Source organism: Streptomyces sp. JW3, from assembly GCF_052216785.1.
Lineage (GTDB): Bacteria > Actinomycetota > Actinomycetes > Streptomycetales > Streptomycetaceae > Streptomyces.
Genome location: NZ_JBQOUX010000149.1, coordinates 1 through 16,293, shown reverse-complemented (window position 1 = coordinate 16,293; position 16,293 = coordinate 1). Strand labels below are relative to the sequence as shown.

At 72.0% G+C, this 16,293-nt stretch carries 18 protein-coding genes; 10 read left to right on the top strand and 8 right to left on the bottom strand.

The genetic code is table 11. The annotated features are described in order from the left end of the window. Positions 1-155 precede the first annotated feature (155 nt). A complete protein-coding gene (gene sodN / locus ACTT8P_RS35385; protein ID WP_030219831.1) occupies positions 156-551 on the bottom strand; it encodes a superoxide dismutase, Ni in 396 nt (131 codons plus the stop codon). A 145-nt stretch (positions 552-696) separates the two neighbouring features. On the opposite strand from sodN, the gene sodX reads away from it, so the two are divergent. Beyond that, positions 697-1,131: a nickel-type superoxide dismutase maturation protease gene (sodX, locus tag ACTT8P_RS35380; RefSeq protein ID WP_442835896.1), complete on the top strand. Its 435-nt coding sequence runs from the start codon at positions 697-699 to the stop codon at positions 1,129-1,131. Here sodX and ACTT8P_RS35375 read toward each other — a convergent pair. Further along, positions 1,014-1,664: a CGNR zinc finger domain-containing protein gene (locus ACTT8P_RS35375; RefSeq protein WP_442835895.1), complete on the bottom strand. Its 651-nt coding sequence runs from the start codon at positions 1,662-1,664 to the stop codon at positions 1,014-1,016. The two genes, sodX and ACTT8P_RS35375, sit on opposite strands and share 118 nt — an antisense overlap. 99 nt (positions 1,665-1,763) lie before the next feature. On the opposite strand from ACTT8P_RS35375, the gene ACTT8P_RS35370 reads away from it, so the two are divergent. Further along, complete coding sequence (locus ACTT8P_RS35370; protein ID WP_442835894.1) at positions 1,764-2,534, top strand: class I SAM-dependent methyltransferase; 771 nt, start codon at positions 1,764-1,766, stop codon at positions 2,532-2,534. A 67-nt stretch (positions 2,535-2,601) separates the two neighbouring features. Here ACTT8P_RS35370 and ACTT8P_RS35365 read toward each other — a convergent pair whose 3' ends face one another. The 3 genes from ACTT8P_RS35365 to ACTT8P_RS35355 are packed head-to-tail and all read right to left on the bottom strand — an operon-like array spanning position 2,602 to position 5,336. Continuing rightward, positions 2,602-3,384, bottom strand: coding sequence for an amino acid ABC transporter ATP-binding protein (locus ACTT8P_RS35365; RefSeq protein ID WP_442835893.1), 783 nt, complete (start codon positions 3,382-3,384; stop codon positions 2,602-2,604). Beyond that, a complete protein-coding gene (locus ACTT8P_RS35360) occupies positions 3,381-4,325 on the bottom strand; it encodes an amino acid ABC transporter permease (RefSeq protein WP_361161406.1) in 945 nt (314 codons plus the stop codon). Before ACTT8P_RS35360 ends, ACTT8P_RS35365 begins: the two co-directional genes overlap by 4 nt. A gap of 48 nt (positions 4,326-4,373) precedes the next feature. Next, positions 4,374-5,336 carry an ABC transporter substrate-binding protein gene (locus ACTT8P_RS35355; RefSeq protein ID WP_442835892.1) on the bottom strand — a complete coding sequence of 321 codons (963 nt, stop codon included), beginning with the start codon at positions 5,334-5,336 and terminating at the stop codon, positions 4,374-4,376. 730 nt (positions 5,337-6,066) lie between these two features. Here ACTT8P_RS35355 and ACTT8P_RS35350 point away from each other — a divergent pair. The 4 genes from ACTT8P_RS35350 to ACTT8P_RS35335 all read left to right on the top strand — a co-directional run bounded on the left by ACTT8P_RS35350 (position 6,067) and on the right by ACTT8P_RS35335 (position 9,624). Next, on the top strand, positions 6,067-7,275 hold the full coding sequence (locus ACTT8P_RS35350) for an NAD(P)-dependent malic enzyme (protein WP_442835891.1): 1,209 nt from the start codon (positions 6,067-6,069) through the stop codon (positions 7,273-7,275). Positions 7,276-7,713: 438 nt separating this feature from the next. Then, on the top strand, positions 7,714-8,682 hold the full coding sequence (locus ACTT8P_RS35345) for a zinc-binding dehydrogenase (protein ID WP_442835890.1): 969 nt from the start codon (positions 7,714-7,716) through the stop codon (positions 8,680-8,682). 124 nt (positions 8,683-8,806) lie between these two features. Next, complete coding sequence (locus ACTT8P_RS35340) at positions 8,807-9,016, top strand: helix-turn-helix domain-containing protein (protein WP_442835889.1); 210 nt, start codon at positions 8,807-8,809, stop codon at positions 9,014-9,016. Further along, positions 9,016-9,624 carry a Clp protease N-terminal domain-containing protein gene (locus tag ACTT8P_RS35335; RefSeq protein ID WP_442835888.1) on the top strand — a complete coding sequence of 203 codons (609 nt, stop codon included), beginning with the start codon at positions 9,016-9,018 and terminating at the stop codon, positions 9,622-9,624. The genes ACTT8P_RS35340 and ACTT8P_RS35335 overlap by 1 nt, the downstream gene beginning before the upstream one ends. A gap of 60 nt (positions 9,625-9,684) precedes the next feature. Here ACTT8P_RS35335 and ACTT8P_RS35330 read toward each other — a convergent pair whose 3' ends face one another. From ACTT8P_RS35330 to ACTT8P_RS35320, 3 genes are all read right to left on the bottom strand, one after another. Beyond that, positions 9,685-10,740, bottom strand: a complete 1,056-nt coding sequence (locus ACTT8P_RS35330; RefSeq protein ID WP_442835887.1) for a helix-turn-helix transcriptional regulator — start codon at positions 10,738-10,740, stop codon at positions 9,685-9,687. 1 nt (position 10,741) lies between these two features. Then, on the bottom strand, positions 10,742-11,632 hold the full coding sequence (locus ACTT8P_RS35325; protein ID WP_442835886.1) for a DUF4097 family beta strand repeat-containing protein: 891 nt from the start codon (positions 11,630-11,632) through the stop codon (positions 10,742-10,744). A gap of 129 nt (positions 11,633-11,761) precedes the next feature. Beyond that, the gene (locus tag ACTT8P_RS35320; protein WP_371669170.1) at positions 11,762-11,941 is read right to left on the bottom strand and encodes a DUF6104 family protein; all 180 of its coding nucleotides are present in this window, start codon (positions 11,939-11,941) and stop codon (positions 11,762-11,764) included. Positions 11,942-12,199: 258 nt separating this feature from the next. Between ACTT8P_RS35320 and ACTT8P_RS35315 the strand changes: the two genes are divergently transcribed. The 4 genes from ACTT8P_RS35315 to ACTT8P_RS35300 all read left to right on the top strand — a co-directional run. Then, on the top strand, positions 12,200-12,688 hold the full coding sequence (locus ACTT8P_RS35315) for a CU044_2847 family protein (protein ID WP_442835885.1): 489 nt from the start codon (positions 12,200-12,202) through the stop codon (positions 12,686-12,688). 80 nt (positions 12,689-12,768) lie between these two features. After that, on the top strand, positions 12,769-14,844 hold the full coding sequence (locus ACTT8P_RS35310) for a VMAP-C domain-containing protein (protein ID WP_442835884.1): 2,076 nt from the start codon (positions 12,769-12,771) through the stop codon (positions 14,842-14,844). Positions 14,845-15,004: 160 nt separating this feature from the next. Next, positions 15,005-16,030 carry an AAA family ATPase gene (locus ACTT8P_RS35305; protein ID WP_442835883.1) on the top strand — a complete coding sequence of 342 codons (1,026 nt, stop codon included), beginning with the start codon at positions 15,005-15,007 and terminating at the stop codon, positions 16,028-16,030. A gap of 7 nt (positions 16,031-16,037) precedes the next feature. Continuing rightward, positions 16,038-16,293 (top strand): hypothetical protein (locus ACTT8P_RS35300; RefSeq protein WP_442835882.1); only part of this gene is annotated, 256 nt, incomplete at its 3' end.

Sequence of the window (16,293 nt, the reverse complement as noted above, 5' to 3'; positions counted from 1 at the left end):
GGCCTTCACCACCCACAACCAGGCGATGAAGGCCGACGTCACGCACAGGGACCGGACCATTTACCAACAGTGTCCGGTGTGGCCGGGCCCCTTCGGGCATGCCCGTGGCCCGCGATGGTGCACCGATCGCCGGCCTCGCGGAGGCCGACCGGTGGTCAGGCCTTCTTCGTCTCCCAGAAGATCTTGTCGACCTGGGCGATGTAGTCCAGGGCCTTCTGGCCGGTCGCCGGGTCGGTGGACGCCTTGGCGGCCGAGAGGGCCTTCAGGGTGTCGTTGACCAGCTGGTGCAGCTCCGGGTACTTCTCGAAGTGCGGCGGCTTGAAGTAGTCGCTCCACAGGACCGACACGTGGTGCTTGGCCAGCTCCGCGCGCTGCTCCTTGATGACCGTGGCGCGGGCCTGGAAGTGCGGGTCGTCGTTGCCGGCCATCTTCTCCTGGACGGCCTTGACCGACTCCGCCTCGATACGGGCCTGGGCCGGGTCGTACACGCCGCAGGGCAGGTCGCAGTGGGCGCTGACCTTGACCTTGGGGGCAAACAGGCGGGAAAGCATGAAGCGTTCCTTCCTCGTGATCGTCTTCTCAGGGGGGACATTACTCCCTGGAGGAGGCGATTTCGCGAGTGCCCCCGTGGGCTTAGGACAAAAGTCCGGGGTGAGACTGAGACTGGTGGAGGAATGACCGGGGAGGTGCCGGGTGATGCCGGAGCTGTCGCAGGAGACCGAGCGCGCGAGAGGGCCGTTGCCCTTCGGACCGGCCGAGGTGACCGGGCCGTCCATGGTGCCCACGCTGCATCACGGGGACGCGCTGCTGGTGCACTGGGGGGCCAGGGTCCGGGCGGGGGACGTGGTTGTGCTGCGGCATCCCTTCCAGCAGGACCTGCTCGTCGTCAAGCGGGCCGTGGAGCTGCGCGAGGGCGGCTGGTGGGTGCTCGGGGACAACGCGTACGCCGGGGGGGACAGCACCGATTACGGGGCCGTGCCCGAGGAGCTGGTGCTGGGGCGGGTGCGGTTGCGTTACCGCCCGCTGAGGCCGGGGCGGCGGTCGCCGTTCGCGGTGCTGCGCTGGGGGCTGTCGGCGGTCCGGCCGGTGCTGTCCGACCGGTCCGCCGCCAGGCGTTTGCGGGCCCGGTAGGCGGCCACGTTGGCGCGGGTGGCGCAGCGGTCGGAGCAGTAGCGCCGGGAGCGGTTGGTGGAGGTGTCCAGGTAGGCGTTGCGGCAGGGGGCCGCCTCGCACAGGCCGAGCCGGTCCACGCCGTGTTCGGTGAGGTGGAAGGCGAGGCCCATCGCGGCGATGGCGGCGTAGCCGGCCGTGGCGTTGGACGGGTGGTCCGCCAGGTGCATGTGCCACAGGGGGTGGCCGTCGTCGTCGCGGTGGTCGTGGCCGGAGATCTGGGGGCTGACCGGGAACTCCAGCAGGAGGGAGTTCAGGAGGTCCACGGCGAGCGTCTCGTCGCCGGTGTCGGCGGCCTCGAAGACCGCGCGCAGCCGGGCGCGGACCGCGCGGAACCGGGTGACGTCCGCCTCCGCGGTCCGCCGGGCGGCCGACTGGTTGGTGCCGAACAGCTCGCGGACGGCCGCCACCGAGGTCAGGGAGTCCTTGCCCCGGGCCGGCTCCTCGGTGTTGACGAGGCGTACGGCGTAATCCGAGTAATAGGCCAGTTCCACTTGTAGTCCTTACGAGGGGGCTCTATGGTCGTGCCTGCGGTCGGGTAATGGCTGATCGTGGTTTCAGGGTATTACGCGCACGGGACTCGGGAGGGCTCCATGACGGACGCGGACACGACCACCGCCGGTGTCGACTGGCAGGCCTGGCAGAAGAGCTGGGACCGGCAGCAGGAGTGGTACATGCCCGACCGCGAGGAACGCTTCCGGATCATGCTGGACATGGTGGCGGCCCTGGTCGGCCCGGCGCCGCGGGTGCTCGATCTCGCGTGCGGCACGGGCAGCATCACGGCGCGGGTGCTCGCCCGGTTCCCCGAGGCCACCAGCACCGGGGTCGACCTCGATCCGGCGCTGCTGGCCATCGCGGCGGGGACGTTCGCCGGTGACGAGCGGGTCTCGCTGGTCACCGCCGACCTCAAGGACCCCAGGTGGGCGGACGGACTGCCGTACGACTCGTACGACGCCGTACTGACCGCCACGGCCCTGCACTGGCTGCACGCCGAACCCCTCGCGGCTCTCTACGGTCGGGTCGCGGAGCTGGTCCGCGACGGTGGTGTCTTCCTGAACGCGGACCACATGATCGACGACACGACGCCCCGGATCAACGCGGCCGAGCGGGAACTGCGGCACGCCGGGATGGCGGCGGCCCGCCGGGACGGGGCGCTGGACTGGTCCCAGTGGTGGCAGCTGGCCGCCGAGGACCCGGTGCTCGCGGAGCCGACGGCCAGGCGGTTCGCCCTCTACGGCGAGCACGCCGAGGGGGACACGCCTCCGGTGGCGTGGCACGCGCGGGTGCTGCGGGAGCAGGGGTTCGGGGAGGTGCGGCCGGTGTGGTGCTCGCCCTCGGACACGTTGCTGCTGGCCTTGAAGTAGACGGAGGGGGCGGTACAGGTACGTGGGCTTCTGTACCCGTACCGCCCCTGCGGCCGGCCCGGGAGACTCAGAGGACCTTGGACAGGAACGCCTTCGTGCGTTCGTGCTGCGGGTCGGTCAGGACGTCGCGCGGGTTGCCCGACTCGACCACCACGCCGCCGTCCATGAAGACCAGGCTGTCGCCGACCTCGCGGGCGAAGCCCATCTCGTGGGTGACGACGACCATCGTCATGCCGGACTCGGCCAGGTCGCGCATGACGTCCAGGACATCGCCGACCAGTTCCGGGTCGAGGGCGGAGGTCGGCTCGTCGAAGAGCATGAGCTTGGGGTCCATGGCCAGGGCGCGGGCGATCGCCACCCGCTGCTGCTGGCCGCCGGAGAGCTGGGAGGGGTAGCTGTTCGCCTTGTCGGCCAGGCCGACGCGGTCCAGCAGTTCGGTGGCGCGGTGCCGGGCCTGGGGGCGGGGTACGCCCTTGACCTGGACCGGGGCCTCCATGACGTTCTCCACGGCCGTCATGTGCGGGAACAGGTTGAAGCGCTGGAAGACCATGCCGATGTCCCGGCGCTTGCGGGCGACCTCGCTGTCCTTCAGCTCGTAGAGCTTGTCGCCCTTCTGGCGGTAGCCGACCAGCTCTCCGTCGACGTACAGACGTCCGGCGTTGATCTTTTCGAGGTGGTTGATACACCTCAGGAAGGTGGACTTGCCGGAGCCGGAGGGGCCGATGAGGCAGAAGACCTCGCCGGAGTTGACCTGGAGGTCGATGCCCTTGAGGACCTCCACCGGGCCGAAGGACTTGTGGACGCCCTCGGCCCGCACCATCGGGGTGGCCTGTGTCGTCTCCTGGGTCATGCCGGGACTCCCTTCGGGCGGCGCGCGGGGAGGACGGCGGACCGGAAGCGCTGGAGCGGGGTCGGGGGCAGCGCGCGGGTCGAACCCCGGGCGTAGTAGCGCTCGATGTAGTACTGGCCGACGCTCAGGACCGAGGTCATGATCAGGTACCAGGCGGCGGCGAGGAAGTACATCTCCACCGTGGAACCCGCGTTCTGGCCGATGTCCTGCGCCTCCTTGAACAGGTCGTAGTACTGCACCGCCGAGACGAGCGAGGTCGTCTTCAGCATGTTGATGACCTCGTTGCCGGTGGGCGGCACGATCACCCGCATCGCCTGCGGGATGACGATCCGGCGCAGCGTCCTGCCCTGGCTCATGCCGAGCGCGTGCGACGCCTCGGTCTGGCCCTCGTCGACCGAGAGCAGGCCGGCCCGGCAGATCTCGGCCATGTACGCGGCCTCGTTCAGGCCGAGCCCGAGCAGCGCCGTGAGCAGCGGCGTCATGAAGGACGACCAGTAGTCCTTGTAGATCGGGCCCAGGTTGATGTACTCGAAGACCAGGCCGAGGTTGAACCAGACGAAGAGCTGGACCAGGACCGGGGTGCCGCGGAAGAACCAGATGTAGAACCACGCGATGGACGAGGTCACCGGGTTCTTCGACAGGCGCATCACCGCGAGCAGGATGCCGCCGACGATGCCGATGACCATCGACAGCACGGTGAGCAGGAGGGTGTTCCAGACGCCTTCGAGGATGCGGTCGTCGAAGAAGTAGTCGGGGACCGCACCCCAGTTGATCTTGCCCTGGGCGAAGGCGTAGACGACGGAGCCCAGGAGGGCGAGGGCGACGACCGCGGACACGTACCGCCACGGGTGCCGGACCGGGATGGCCTTGACGGCCTCCGGGCGGGCGGGGGGAGTGGTGCCGGGGCCGTCGCCGTCCGTCTTGCTGACGTCAGCAGTCACGGGTGGAGCCTTTCAGTGCCGGGTCAGTGCCGGGTCGGGGCGGTCGGGTCAGGAGCCGCCGTTGATCTTGGACTCGGTGACCGCGCCGTCCGCGACGCCCCACTTGTCGATGATCTTCTTGTACTCGCCGTTGTCGATGATCGCCTGGACGGCCGCCTGGAGCGCGTCGCGCAGTTCGGTGTTGTCCTTGGCCACGGCGATGCCGTACGGGCCGGCCTCGACCTGGTCGCCGACCAGCTCGAAGTACTTGCCGCCGCCGGAGTTCTTCACCGAGTACGCGGCGATCGGGAAGTCGGCGGAGACGACGTCCGCACCCTTGGAACGCATCCGGGTCTCGGCCTCGGGATTGGTGCCGAACGGCTCGATCTTCAGGGTCTTCTCGCCGTCCTTCGTACACTTCTTCGCCTGGTCCTTGGCGAGGTCGTGGGAGAACGTGTTGCGCTGCACGGCCATCGTCTTGCCGCACAGGTCGTCCCAGGTCTTGATCCCCTGGTCGTCGCCGGCGTTGGTGTAGAGCGAGACACCCGCGGTGAAGTAGTCGACGAAGTCGACGCCCGCGCCGACCTTCTTGCCGGTGTCGGCGTCGATGCCCTCCTGGCGGTCCTTGGTGTCGGTCATCGCCGACATGGCGATGTCGTAGCGCTTGGACGCCAGGCCGCCGATCAGGGTGTCGAAGGTGGCGTTCTCGAACTCGAACGTCACGCCGAGCTGCTTGCCCATCGCCGTCGCGAGGTCCGGGTCGATACCGACCGTCTTGCCGGAGTCGTCCTTGAACTCCACCGGTGCGTAGGCGATGTCGGAACCGACCTTGATGACACCCTTGTCGCGGATGGCCTGGGGGAGCTTGTCGGCCAGCGGGGCGCTGCTCGACGACTTGGTCTCGTCGGAGTCCTTGTCCTTGGTCTGGTCGCCGCAGCCGGTGAGCAGCAGCGCGCCCGCGACCGCGATCGCGCCGACCGCGGCGGTGCGGGAGGACGCGGCGGTCGTGCGACGGGTGGAGCGTGCGGTCATGTGGGTTCCTCCGGCGGATGAGTGGAGCAGCCTGACTGGAGCAGCCGATGGGGCGGGGCGTCCGGCGGCGGGGCCGGCGGGCGCCCTGGGTCGACGGGTGCGCGCGGCATTGTCGACGGCGGTGCGCGAGGTGTGGCGTCGGCACACGTCTTTGAGTGTCGCCACCTCGTGCGATTACGGCATCTTGCCATTCGGACGCCGCTGTTCAGGGGACCTGCGATGTCAAAATCGGATAACGGGTGCGGGCGCGAAGTGGAGCAGGTCGGTCAATCTCGGCCGAAGGTTTGCGGGAATCGGCGTGTGCGGGGTGGCTGACCGCAAGATTTACGGCGGCGGGGGGTCGGCCGGAAGTTGTTCTTTGGGGCCGGGGTGCGCTGGGGCGTGCCGGGGTGTGGGCTGTATCACCGGCATGTGGTGGCGGGTGTCCGGCATGCGGGCGCCCCGGGGGCGGTGCCGGGTCGGTGCCCGGCTGCGCAGGGGTGCGCGTGGGGAGCGTGCGGGGTGTGCGGCGGTCGGTATGTGAGCTTGCGCCCATGGGACTCGTCGCGGGGGGTGTCCGTCCGGTAAGAAGGTTCTTTACACCCCTCATCCGGGGCTCAGGGCGCGTGTGCGGCGCGCTCGTCGCGTACAGGCCCGTACGTATCAGTGACCTGGGTCTTGCGCGGTCCCGCCCGCTCCTCACCAGGAGCGGACACACCCTCACTCATGGACTCTTAAGGGGTATTACGAAGTGGCAGCGGAGATCGTCAATCCTCGCAGCGACAGTGACTCTTCCGTCGACTCCCTCGACCTCGATCCCGCGTTCGCGTTGCATCGCGGCGGCAAAATGGCCGTGCAGGCCACGGTGCCGGTGCGGGACAAGGACGACCTGTCCCTGGCCTACACGCCCGGCGTCGCGAAAGTGTGCAGCGCGATCGCCGAGCGGCCGGAGCTGGTCGACGAGTACACGTGGAAGTCATCGGTCGTGGCCGTCGTGACGGACGGTACGGCGGTGCTCGGGCTCGGAGACATCGGGCCGCAGGCGTCCCTTCCGGTGATGGAAGGGAAGGCCATCCTGTTCAAGCAGTTCGGCGGCGTGGACGCGGTGCCGATCGCGCTGGACTGCACGGACGCGGACGAGATCGTCGAGACGGTGGTGCGGCTGGCGCCGTCGTTCGGCGGGGTCAACCTGGAGGACATCTCGGCGCCCCGGTGCTTCGAGATCGAGCGGAAGCTTCAGGAACGGCTGGACATCCCGGTCTTCCACGACGACCAGCACGGTACGGCGGTCGTGACGCTGGCGGCGCTGCGGAACGCTGCGCGGCTGAGCGGGCGGTCGCTCGGGGAGCTGCGGGCGGTGATCTCGGGCGCGGGTGCGGCGGGGGTCGCCATCGCGAAGATGCTCGTCGAGGCCGGGGTCGGGGATGTGGCCGTGGCCGACCGGAAGGGGGTCGTGTCGGCGGACCGGGACGATCTGACGCCGGTCAAGCGGGAGCTGGCCGAGTTCACGAACAAGGCCGGGCGGACGGGGTCGCTGGAGGCGGCGCTGGACGGGGCGGACGTCTTCATCGGGGTTTCCGGGGGTACGGTGCCGGAGGCCGCGGTGGCGTCGATGGCTCCGGGGGCGTTCGTGTTCGCGATGGCGAATCCGAATCCTGAGGTGCATCCGGAGGTCGCGCACAAGTACGCGGCGGTGGTCGCCACCGGGCGGTCGGACTTCCCGAACCAGATCAACAACGTGCTGGCGTTTCCGGGGATCTTCGCGGGAGCCTTGCAGGTGCGGGCCTCTCGGATCACCGAGGGGATGAAGCTGGCGGCGGCGGAGGCGTTGGCGTCTGTCGTGGGTGACGCTCTCTCGGCGGACTATGTGATTCCGTCCCCGTTCGACGAGCGGGTCGCGCCGGCGGTGACGGCGGCGGTGGCTGCCGCGGCTCGGGCGGAGGGGGTTGCGCGTCGGTGACGGTGCCGACGCCGACCTCGACGTCGTGTGTGGTGTGACGGGTCCGTCCCTGGTTTCCGGGGGCGGGCCCTTCGCCGTATGCCTGCGGCGGCCTGCGCGGGTGGGGTGGGGTGGGGGTGCGCGTAGCGCCCTCAGTGGGTGGTGGGTCGGGGCCGGGGTGGGGGTGTCCGTCCTCGGAACGGCGCGGAATCGGTCTGTTACGGGGGTGAGCCGGGTTGACGCGCCAACCGCTGCGGGCGGACACCCCCCACCCCGTCCCCTTTCCGCCGTACGCGACTGCGGGTGCGTACCCGCCCCACTGCGCGTGACGGGTGGGCGCGGCGGCACCCTGGCGGCGCTGGGTCGCGCCGCTCCCACACCCGCCCGGGTTGGCAAGAGGACGCGTGTCACAAGTGCGGTCGGTTTTCGTGGGGCGGTGGGGAATCTATCGTCGGGGGCATGTTCGCTGTCTACGCCGCCCGAATCGACCGTGATCAGCCGCTGAGTGGTCTGGAGTTGGGGGAGCGGCCGGCTCCCGAGGCCCGGTCCGGCTGGAGTGTCGTCGAGGTCAGGGCCGCTTCACTCAACCATCACGACCTGTGGTCCCTGCGGGGCGTCGGCCTCGCGGAGGACCGGCTGCCGATGATCCTGGGGTGCGATGCCGCCGGGGTCGACGAGGACGGCAATGAGGTCGTCCTGCATTCCGTCATCGGTCAGAGCGGGTACGGGGTGGGGGTGAAGGAGCCCCGGTCCATCCTGACCGAGCGTTATCAGGGGACCTTCGCGGAGCGGGTCGCGGTGCCGACTTGGAATCTGCTGCCCAAGCCCAAGGAGTTGTCGTTCGCCGAGGCGGCCTGTCTGCCGACGGCCTGGCTGACGGCGTACCGGATGCTGTTCACCAACGCGGGCGTGCGGCCCGGGGACTCGGTGCTGGTGCAGGGGGCCGGGGGCGGGGTCGCGACGGCCGCGATCGTGCTGGGGAAGGCCGCCGGGCTGCGGGTGTTCGCGACCAGCAGGGACGCGGCCAAGCGGAAGCGGGCGGTGGAGCTGGGGGCCGTGGAGGCCCTTGAGCCGGGGGCGCGGCTGCCGCAGCGGGTGGATGCCGTGATCGAGACGGTGGGGGCGGCCACCTGGTCGCATTCGGTGAAGTCGTTGCGGCCCGGGGGGACGCTGGTCATCTCGGGGGCGACGAGTGGGGACCGGCCGGCGCATGCCGAGCTGACGCGGATCTTCTTCCTGGAGTTGAAGGTCGTGGGGTCCACGATGGGGACCAAGGACGAGCTGGAGGACCTGCTGGCGTTCTGCGCGGCCACCGGGGTGCGTCCCGTGATCGATGAGGTGCTGCCGTTGGACCGGGCGCGCGAGGGCTTCGAGCGGATGGCGTCGGGGGAGCACTTCGGCAAGATCGTGCTGACGGCGGGTGGGTGACGGCCGGCGGTCTGGGTGGTGTGGTGCGGCGGGTCCGGGCGTTGGGTGTCCGGGCCCGCCGCCGTTTTGTGTGTGGGCGTCAATGAGGGTTGACGAGAGTGTTGTGTCAATCTAAGTTGACATCATGAGTGAGGCAACGGATCTTGCCGCGCGGGCGGGGGATCGTGATCCGCGGGTCGGACTGCGTGCCGTCGCCGCGTTGCGGAGGCTGCTGGAGCAGTTGGAGGCCGTGCAGGTGCGCGGTGCGCGCGAGCAGGGGTGGTCGTGGCAGGAGATCGCCACCGAGCTGGGAGTGAGCAGGCAGGCCGTGCACAAGAAGTACGGGAGGCGTTGATGTTCGAGCGGTTCACGAAGGATGCCCGGGCCGTGGTGCAGGAGGCGGTCGGGTGTGCGGAGGGCGTGGGGGAAGGGGTCGTGGGTGCCGAGCATCTTGTGCTGGCGTTGCTGGAACGTCAGGGGAGTCGCGCTTCTTTCGCGCTGGCCGCGCTCGGGCTGAGCGGTGCGGGCAAGGAGTCGGTGCGGCGGGCGTTGGGCGAGGCGCGGCGGCGGGCCGGGCTGTCGCAGGCCGAGACCGACGCGCTGGCCGGGCTCGGGATCGACGTCACGGAGATCGTGGCCCGGGTGGAAGAGGTGCATGGTGCCGGGGCGATGTCCGGCGACCGGCGGGGGCGAGGTGGCCGGCGGCTGGGGCGGGGCAGGTTCGGTGAGGACGCCAAGGCGGTGCTGGAGCGGGCGTTGCGGGTGGCTGTCGCTCGGCGGGACCGGCACATCGGTGACGAGCATCTGCTGCTTGCCCTGAGCCTGCGGCCCGGGGTGGCTGCCGAGGTGCTCGCCGATCATGGGGTGACCCATGAGGGGCTGGTGCGTGTGCTGGGGAGTGGGGACGGGGCGGGAGGAAGGGGAGGGGCGGGAGAGGGGGGAGGGGAGGCTCGGGTGGGGTGAGAAGGGTTCCCCCCCCTCGCTTGCCTCCCTCTCGCTCCTCTGTGGGGTGGGGTGGGGTGGTCAGGTTTTTGGTGTGCGGAGCAGGGCGCCGATGTGGGCTGCGGCCGTCGACAGGTGGCGGCGGGCGTCGCGGAACTGGTCTGTCGTGACGCCGTGGTCCCGGGCCGCGTCCCGGATGTCGTCCCGGAAGCGGTCCAGCAGGCGGTCCAGGTCGCGGGCCGGGTCGCCGGTGGTTTCGGTGGTGTCGGTGGTGTCGGAGGGCTTCTCGTGGGCCCAGGATGGTTCGTAGGTGGCGGGGAAGTCTTCGGGGGTGGGGGTGTACTCCGGGGGGTGGTTCGGGGAGTTGTCCGGGTGGGGGGACGCGGGCTTCGTGAAGTCCTTGCCGAACTCGCCCACCTCTCTGGCCAGTTCGCTCAGGCCCTCGCGCAGGCCGGTCGGCCAGTCGCCCCGGACGAAGTGGGTCTGTACCTGTTCCTGGACCCGGCGGGCGATGCGCTGCACTTCTTCCTGGGCCTGAGCGCGGGCCCACTCCTGGGCCTCCTTGGCCTGGCGGCGGGCCCGTTGGGCCTCCTCGCGGGCCCGGCGGCTCTCGTCCTTGGCGCGCCGGGCCTGTTCCTTCCACTCCTGCTTGACGCGGCGCATCTCCTCCTTGGCGGTGCGCCATGCCTCGGCGGTCTCGTGGTCGCCGGCGGCGGGCCCGTCGCCGGATCCGCCCGGACCGGGGCCGCGGCGGGCCGCGGTGGCCGCCGCCCGCATCTCGCGGCGCAGGTCGCCCGCGGCGCCCCGGACGTCGGCCTGGATCTCCGCGGCCAGCTGGGCGACCGACTCGCGGATCTCCAGCTCCAGGTCGGCCAGTTCGCCGCTGCGGTCGGCCAGTTCGGAGCGGCCGGCGTCCGTGATGGAGTAGACCTTGCGGCCGCCCTCGGTGGTGTGCGTGACCAGGCCCTCGGCCTCCAGTTTCGCCAGGCGCGGGTAGACCGTGCCGGCCGACGGCGCGTACAGGCCCTGGAAGCGTTCCTCCAGGAGGCGGATGACCTCGTAGCCGTGCCGGGGGGCCTCGTCGAGCAGCTTGAGGAGGTAGAGGCGCAGGCGGCCGTGGGCGAAGACGGAGGGCATGTCAGAGCACCTTCTTGTCGGTCGGGCCGGCGGTGGGGTCGTCAGCGCCCTGGGGGTCCACCGGCTCGGGGGCCCACGGCTGTTCCTCCGCCGGCGGGCGGCGCAGCAGGGCGATCGAGCCGGAGACCGTCGTCGCCTTCAGTCGGCCGGTGCCCGCGCCGAGCCGGCCGGTGATCCGCTTGGCGCCCCACTGGCCGGTGACCCTGAGGTCCTCGAAGGCGCTGGAGACCGTGCCGCTCGCCGTGTTGGCCTCCACCCGCGCGTCGGCGGGCTGGGGCAGCCGGATGGCGATCTCGCCCGAGACGCTGGTCAGACTGATGTCGGTGGGGCGGCTCGCCGGATCGCAGTCGACGATCATCGAACCGTTCACCGAGTCCGCCCGCACGGAGGAGCCGGCCTCCACGACGGTCAGGTCGCCGGAGACCGACTGGAAGCGGAGGTCTCCGGTGAGGGCCTGGGCCTCCACGCTGCCCGAGACGGTGTCGGCCCGGACCGGGCCCGCGAGGCCGACCAGGGTGGTGTCACCGGTGACGCCCCGGACCTCGGTGCGGCCGTCGACGCCGGAGACCACGGCGGTGGCGCCGACCACCCCCACCTCCACGCGGGTGCGCGCGGGAACGGCCAGGGAGACCACCGCGCTGCGGCGCCATCCCTTGCGGTCGAGCCACTTGAGGAAGCCCTTCCAGGGCAGGTCCTCGTAGGCCACCGTGAGGGTGCCGCCCTCCTGGGTGACGGTCAGGGGGGCGCCCTCGAGCGCGGTGACCTCCAGCCGGGCGGCGGCCTCCTCGGTGCCGACGACGTTGACCGTGCCGTCGACCACGCGTACGTGGAGCTCGCTCACCGGGGTGTCGAAGGTGAGCTTCGTCGGTTCCGTGACGGACCACTCGGGCATCTGCGGGCCTCCTGTCGACACGCCATATCGTGTCTCGTCGTATTCACGATATGTCGTGCGGGAGGAAAGTCAACACGCTCGTTCGGGTGGTCGGGGCCGCCGGGGTGCCTTTGGCGGTTGGGCCGCTCTCTACTCCTCGTCCTCGTCGTCCAGGCGGGCCAGCCAGGTCGCCAGGCGTTCCACCGGGACCTCGAAGTCCGGGTTCAGGTCGACGAACGTGCGCAGTTGTTCGGCGAGCCACTCGAAGGTGACCTCCTCCTCGCCGCGCCGCTTCGCCAGCTCCTCGATGCCGCGGTCGGTGAAGTACATGGGTGGTGCTCCGTCGGTCGGCGCAGGGGTAGGGAGCGTCCCGTGCGGGAAGGACCCTGTTCCTGCGGGAAAAAGAGGTGCGGTCTTCTCCGCCCGGTGCGGAACCGGACGGGAAGGACCGGAGAAGACAGGAAAAAGGATAGGCGCAGGGAGTGGCGGGCCCGGTGGGGCCGCCGGAGCCCTCGCGCCGGCGGAACCCGGCGGCCGGCCTCGCGAGGCGGCCGACTCCAGGGGGACGCGGGGGAACGGGGGACTTCCATGAGCCAGGAAGTGACGAGAGTCGCACGGATCGCCTTACCGGACGGGACACCGGTGTGGGCCCGGATCTCGGGCGCGGCCGAGCTGTCCGGGCGGCCGGACGGACTGGCGTACAGCGACACCGGGTTCGCCGAGCGGGTCGAGGCGAGCGTGGAGAGCCTGCACGCGCTGGTGACCGGGGTGGCGCGGTCGCTGGCCGAACCGCTGCGCGCGGTGCGGCCCGACGAGGTCAGCGTGCAGTTCGGCATCGAGCTGACCGCCAAGGCCGGCAAGGTCGTCGGCCTGCTCGCCGACGGCGAGGCCAAGGCCGGCCTCACGGTCACCCTCACCTGGAACAGCGGACCGGCGGTGCCGTACGCCCCGGGGCAGCCGGAGGAGGGCGCGGGGGGCGCATCGTCCGGTACGGCCGGTGGCGCGCGCGACGGCGCGTCCCCCGGCGCTGCGGGGCACGACGGCACCGGGGGTGCCGCGGCCGGGGGCGGGACGTGACGGGCGGGCACGCCCCGGGCGCGTCGAGCGCCCTCGATGCCGCCCGGCGTGCGCTCAGTGGCCTCGTCATGGCGGCCACCGTGCGCATTCATCGGGCGGGGGCCGGGTATGCCCTGGACGAACCCGGCGGCTTTCTGGGCAGTGGCTTCTTCGTCGCTCCCAACTGGGTTCTGACCTGCGCGCACGTGGCATGCGAGGGGGAGGGGGGTGAAGTCGCCGTGGTCTACGAGCCGGCGCCGGGTCGCGGCAGGTCCGCGGTCCCCGGCCAGGTCGTGGCGACGCTGCCGGACGGCGCCGCCCCCGCGGCCGGCAACTGGCCGGCACCGGACCTCGCGCTGATCCGGCTGAGCGAGCCCGTCGACCACGAGTGCGTGTACGTGTCCGAGCGCCCGGCGGCGTACTACGGCGACGGCAAGGTGCTCTACGCGGGCTGGACCGAGTACGGCGGACAGCTCCAGATGCTCTACGGCACGCTCAGCGTCGAGGGCACCATCGGCAGCTGGTCCGCGGACGTCCAGATGCGCCTCGGCGAGAACGACCTGCCGTACGGCGTCTCCGGCGGCCCGGTGATCGACCCGGTGCGCGGCGAGGTCATCGGCATCGTCAAGTCCCGGGCGCACCACGCGCGCGGCGGCACCTCCATCGGACTGGAACAACTGCGCACCCTGCCGGTGCCCGCCGAGCCGCTGGCGGCCGAGCACGACGACCTGTACCAGGCGGTGTTCCAGGCCCACGACCGCTACCACCGGGACCGGCAGCGCCACCCCGCCGCGCGCCGGCACACCTGGGTGGACGTGCAGAGCCAGCTCGGCGCCCGGCCCGGCCGCACGCTCAGCCCGGACGAGCGCGTCCAGTTGCTCGGCCGGCTCGCGGACCTCCCGCCGCCGGCCAGCACCCGCTCGCTGCTCGACATCCTGGAGTCGCTGCCGGACTTCGAGGCGCCGCTGCCGCTGCCCGCGCCGCGCGGCTGGCGCGACGGGCTGGGCGCCCTGTACGAGAGTGCCCGGGACGACGGCGCGCTCGACCTCGTCCTCGGCTACGCGGTCCGGGTCATCGGCGCCGAGCGGCCCTACGTGACACCCCGGACGCCGGCCGCCGAGGAGGCGCTGTGGGACTGGGTGCGGCGGGCCGGCGAGCGGCTCGGGGCCCGGCAGCGCCACGTCCTGAACCGGTACTGGTCCAAGGAGCGGCCGACGCACCGCCCCGGCACGGTCCGCCCGTACCCGAGCCCCGCGCAGCCGGTCGTCCTGGTCGAACTGGAACAGCGGCACTGGGACCCGGAACGCTGCGACTGGTCGGTGACCGTCGCCCCGCTCGGCGCGGAGGCGCGCCGCCTCACCGGCGCCGACGAGGTGCCGCTGACCGAGCTCGCCGAGCGGCTGACGGCCCCCCTGGTCGAGGCGTTCCGCCAGTCCGACCGGCCGGGCCGGCCCGCCGTGCTCCAGGTCGCCGTGCCCTACCGGCTGCTCGGCCGGCTGGCGGTCGACGACTGGCGGCTGGGCCCGGACGCCGAGCCGGTGGGCGCGCTGCGCCAGGTCGTGCTGCGCTGCAAGGACCGGGACCGGCTGGTCGAGGACGACCCGTTCGGCGACGACGACCCGTTCGGCGAGGCAGGCGAGGCAGGCGAGGCAGGCGAGGCAGGCGAGGGCGGCGAGGGCGACGGGGCCGGGCCGGTGGCCGTCGACCCGTTCGAGCTGGAGGAGGAGCGCCGCGCGCGCTGGCGCTGGCTGCACCGGCACCGGGCCGCCGTCGAGGTGCTCGACTGCGACGACGGGCTGCGCGGACCCGTGCCCCGGCTGGAGGAACTGCGCGGTCTGTCGCACGCCACGGTGCCCGTGCTCTGCCAGTTCGGCGACGACCGCTACGAGGACGACGCCGCCGAGCTGGCCCGGATCGTGCGCGGCGGCTTCAGCGTCGCGCTGTGGCGCAGCCGGCGCGGTTCGCCCGAGGCGGTGTGCGGCGAGTTCCACCGCGGCACGTTCGACGAGATCGCCGGCCCGCCGAGCGCCCACCAACTGCCCGAGATCGTGCACGACCTGCGGCGCAAACTCCGCGTCGGCCAGCCCGAGACCTTCTGGGCGGCCGGCATAGCCCTGCTCTACGACGATCCGCACCAGCCGCTGCCGGGCGCGGGCGACCTGCTGGAGGCTCCTTGACCGCGCCCGCCTCCGGGGCCGCGCCCCGGCCCGCCGCCATGTCCGCGCCCCCGCCCGCCCCCGAGTCCGTCGGCCTTCTTACCAGGCCCCTTGAGGATCGATACCGTGAGGGGCGTTCGACCGCCCGCCCCTGTGGACGAGTGACGACGAGGACCGGATCATGACCGAATCCAGTGAGTGGCTCATCTACCGAGGCGCCGGGGAGCCCCATGGCGGCATCGAGCGGCTGCCCGCTCCGCCGCCCTGGCGCGACTTCGCCGGCCGGGACGAGGCGACGGGCGCGGGCGACGGTTCCGAGGACCGCCGGCTCGGCGCCCACCGGCACATGGCCGAGCTGCACCGGCCGGGCGCCGAGGAACTGGAGATGATCAACGCGGCGCTGTATCTGCGCCGCCCGCTGCTGGTCACCGGCAGCCCCGGGGCGGGCAAGAGCACGCTGGCCCACTCGGTGGCGTACGAACTCGGGCTGGGCAATGTGCTGCGCTGGTCCATCGTGAGCCGCTCCGGGCTCCAGGACGGGCTGTACCACTACGACGCCATCGCCCGGCTCCAGGACGTGCAGATCGCCGCGCAGGGCGGGTTCGGCTCGGCGGCCGGGTCGCCCGGGGCGGTGGAGGGCATCGGCAGCTACATCCGGCTCGGGCCGCTCGGTACCGCGCTGCTGCCCTCCGACACCCCGCGGGTCCTGCTCATCGACGAGCTGGACAAGAGTGACATCGACCTGCCCAACGACTTGCTGAACGTGCTGGAGGAGGGCGAGTTCGCCATCCCCGAGCTGGAGCGGATCGCCGACCGGCTGCCCGACGGGGAGGCCGAGGTGCTCACCGCGGACGGGGTGAAGGTCCGGGTGCGCGACGGCCGGGTGCGCTGCCGCGCCTTCCCGTTCGTCGTGCTGACCAGCAACGGCGAGCGGGACTTCCCGCCGCCCCTGATGCGCCGCTGCATCCACCTGGAGCTGGGCCGCCCCGACCACCAGCGGCTGGCCACCTTCGTCCGGGCCCACCTGGGTGACGAGGCGGCGCGCGCCGGCGACGACCTGATCACCCGGTTCCTGGAGCGGTCCCGCAGCGAACTGCTGGCGGCCGACCAGCTGCTGAACGCCATCTACCTCACCGACGCCGCGGCCGCGCCGAGCCGGGACCGCCTCGCCGACCTGCTCGTCCAGCGGCTCGACCGCCCGAGGTGACGCGCTGATGCCCGACGCAGCGGCCCGTCACGGTCCCGGACGCCCCGGACCGCCCGGCGCCGACCCCTTCGCCGAACTCGTCCGCACGCTGCGGGAGGCCGGCCTCGACCCCGACGCCGAGCAGCTCTGCGACGCCCTGTGGCTGGCCGGCTGGGCCCGTCGGGCCGACCCCGCGGACGTGCCGGTGCCGCGGGCCGGCCGGCCGGCGCCCCCGCGGCTCCGGGTACAGCGCCACCCGCCGGTCGGCCGGGTCGGCGTACGGC

Excerpts from the sequence above, each read along its gene's own strand:
- ACTT8P_RS35325 (WP_442835886.1), bottom strand. The coding sequence starts at position 11,632 with ATGCCCGAGTGGTCCGTCACGGAACCGACGAAGCTCACCTTCGACACC.
- ACTT8P_RS35355 (WP_442835892.1), bottom strand. The coding sequence starts at position 5,336 with ATGACCGCACGCTCCACCCGTCGCACGACCGCCGCGTCCTCCCGCACC.
- sodN (WP_030219831.1), bottom strand. The coding sequence starts at position 551 with ATGCTTTCCCGCCTGTTTGCCCCCAAGGTCAAGGTCAGCGCCCACTGC.
- ACTT8P_RS35365 (WP_442835893.1), bottom strand. The coding sequence starts at position 3,384 with ATGACCCAGGAGACGACACAGGCCACCCCGATGGTGCGGGCCGAGGGC.
- ACTT8P_RS35315 (WP_442835885.1), top strand. The coding sequence starts at position 12,200 with ATGAGCCAGGAAGTGACGAGAGTCGCACGGATCGCCTTACCGGACGGG.
- ACTT8P_RS35330 (WP_442835887.1), bottom strand. The coding sequence starts at position 10,740 with ATGCCCTCCGTCTTCGCCCACGGCCGCCTGCGCCTCTACCTCCTCAAG.
- ACTT8P_RS35305 (WP_442835883.1), top strand. The coding sequence starts at position 15,005 with ATGACCGAATCCAGTGAGTGGCTCATCTACCGAGGCGCCGGGGAGCCC.
- ACTT8P_RS35340 (WP_442835889.1), top strand. The coding sequence starts at position 8,807 with ATGAGTGAGGCAACGGATCTTGCCGCGCGGGCGGGGGATCGTGATCCG.
- sodX (WP_442835896.1), top strand. The coding sequence starts at position 697 with ATGCCGGAGCTGTCGCAGGAGACCGAGCGCGCGAGAGGGCCGTTGCCC.
- ACTT8P_RS35345 (WP_442835890.1), top strand. The coding sequence starts at position 7,714 with ATGTTCGCTGTCTACGCCGCCCGAATCGACCGTGATCAGCCGCTGAGT.
- ACTT8P_RS35320 (WP_371669170.1), bottom strand. The coding sequence starts at position 11,941 with ATGTACTTCACCGACCGCGGCATCGAGGAGCTGGCGAAGCGGCGCGGC.
- ACTT8P_RS35370 (WP_442835894.1), top strand. The coding sequence starts at position 1,764 with ATGACGGACGCGGACACGACCACCGCCGGTGTCGACTGGCAGGCCTGG.
- ACTT8P_RS35335 (WP_442835888.1), top strand. The coding sequence starts at position 9,016 with ATGTTCGAGCGGTTCACGAAGGATGCCCGGGCCGTGGTGCAGGAGGCG.